Source organism: Halobacillus sp. BBL2006 (genome assembly GCF_000786645.1).
Taxonomy (GTDB): domain Bacteria; phylum Bacillota; class Bacilli; order Bacillales; family Halobacillaceae; genus Halobacillus.
This window is the reverse complement of sequence record NZ_JRNX01000936.1, coordinates 1-1,938: the sequence shown is the minus strand read 5'-3', so window position 1 is coordinate 1,938 and position 1,938 is coordinate 1. Positions and strand designations below refer to the sequence as shown.

The following is a 1,938-nucleotide window of genomic DNA, read 5'->3' as shown; positions in this document are numbered from 1 at the left end:
CGTCATCGATTGGTGCAGCATCCGGAAATCAGTTGGATCCATAGAGGTGCTTCGATCACAGAGGTTATCGAGATAATCACTGATCGTTTGATAAGCAACGATGAACCGAATGGCATCTTTCCAATTGTCACCCGCTAAAACAGCGTAGATTGATCCTCCTTCACAATGAAAAGTCTTATCTTCGATACTGGAAAGGGCTTGCGTACGGAGCTCATCATTCGGGATGGCCTGGGCACGCTCGATCCAGTAGTTTAATTCCTGATGCACAGCGGGGAATATCCTCCGGTAAACTTTGTACATCAAATGAACAGCATTATGCGGGACATGAGCTGTCAAGTCAATCCCTCCTTTTTAAGTTCTATCCAAGTGAAGCTTAATAAAATTAAGCGTGTAATTATAAACCGAATTCCATTCCGGTTCATTGAAGATTTCATGATAAAGACCGGGCCATTGTTTATAGCATTTCTCTTTGCTTGGTACTTTATGAAACCATTCTTTTGTTTTTTCAATGTCGACCATCAAATCTTCTTCCGCCTGCATGACTAATAAAGGTACATTCGGAAAAAGGTCGATTTGTTGAAAAGATTGTTTAATGGCTTTCTTGAACTCTCTATACCACCGGATCGAAACTTTGCTTAAAATCATCGCATCTTGTTTATCTCTCTTAATAAGTTCTTCGTTTCGCGTTACCTTTTCCGGTTTCATAGGGGCTTTCACTCTTAAAGTAGGCCAAACCTTATTAATGATATGGGAAAAAGCTTCTAGCGGTTTTCCTGCTCCATTCAGAATTCCGGCAGCAGGGGAGGAAAGAATGACCCCGTCAACCAAAGGCTGGAGTTCCTGCATAGCACGGATGACGGCAATACCTCCCATGCTATGCCCTAAAATAAAAACTGGCCTGGACTCATCAGCTTCGCTGATCCAGTAGCCGATCGTTTTCACATATTCATTAAAACGGCGGATGTGACCTTTTTTCCCTTTCGCTTTGCCTTGCCCTGGTAAATCGCCATAAATGACATTCAGTCCATCTTTTTGAAATTGCTCAGCCAAATCATCATAACGTCCAGAATGTTCAAATGCCCCATGGACGAGCACTATCGTTGCAAGGTTTTGTTCAGAAACCAACTTTCTCATTCCTACACGACTCCTTACGATTTGCTATACTGATTATACACATATTATAAGGGGGTTCTACATGATTTGCGAATATAAAGGGAAGCAGCCTCAGATTGATTCAAGTGCTTATATCGCCAGTGACGCAGTCATTACAGGGGATGTGAAGATCGGATCGCTGTCCAGCGTCTGGTTCAAATCAGTCATTAGAGGAGACGTTTCACCCGTACATATTGGAAAAGAAGTAAACATCCAAGATTTAAGTATGCTTCACCAAAGCCCTGACCAGCCGTTAATTCTTGAAGATGGAGTGACCGTGGGACATCAGGTGACTTTACATTCAGCCCATATTAAGAAAAATGCGTTAATCGGGATGGGTTCACTCATTTTGGACGGTGCAGTCATAGGCGAACAAGCATTCGTCGGCGCGGGCAGCCTCGTGCCTCCAGGAAAAGTGATTCCTCCAAATACATTAGCCTTCGGGCGACCTGCAAAAGTGATAAGAGAATTAAATGAAGATGATATTCAAGAGCTTAATCGTATTCGCAAAACTTACGTCGAAAAAGGACAGTATTATAAGAAACAACAATCCTGACTTATGTTCAAGATCTTTTTAAGTACTATGGTTTTTCTTGAATAAACCGATCATAACAGTTATTCAACATAAGTGAAGGATTGTGGAAGACACGATTTCGAGATATCCAGGGTTCGTTGCTGTATTGAGGTTCAGGGTTGGTTGGGAAGCAGCTCGTCCAGCTCCCACGCCCAGACACTCGCGTCATAAGGAGAAAATCAACGGAATGAAATAGCCCATTCCTTTTGATT

Annotated in this window: 3 protein-coding genes; 1 reads left to right on the top strand and 2 read right to left on the bottom strand. The window is 42.5% G+C overall.

The genetic code is table 11. From position 1 onward, the window contains the following. Positions 1 to 300, bottom strand: a 300-nt coding sequence (locus LD39_RS21215) for a DUF2600 family protein (RefSeq protein WP_156112710.1), incomplete at its 3' end; no start/stop codon positions are given. Positions 301 to 351: 51 nt separating this feature from the next. Further along, positions 352 to 1,134 (bottom strand): alpha/beta fold hydrolase, encoded by a 783-nt coding sequence (locus LD39_RS21210; RefSeq protein WP_035553652.1) that lies wholly within the window; start codon positions 1,132 to 1,134, stop codon positions 352 to 354. A gap of 61 nt (positions 1,135 to 1,195) precedes the next feature. On the opposite strand from LD39_RS21210, the gene LD39_RS21205 reads away from it, so the two are divergent. Next, a complete protein-coding gene (locus LD39_RS21205) occupies positions 1,196 to 1,708 on the top strand; it encodes a gamma carbonic anhydrase family protein (RefSeq protein ID WP_035553649.1) in 513 nt (170 codons plus the stop codon). Positions 1,709 to 1,938: the final 230 nt, after the last annotated feature.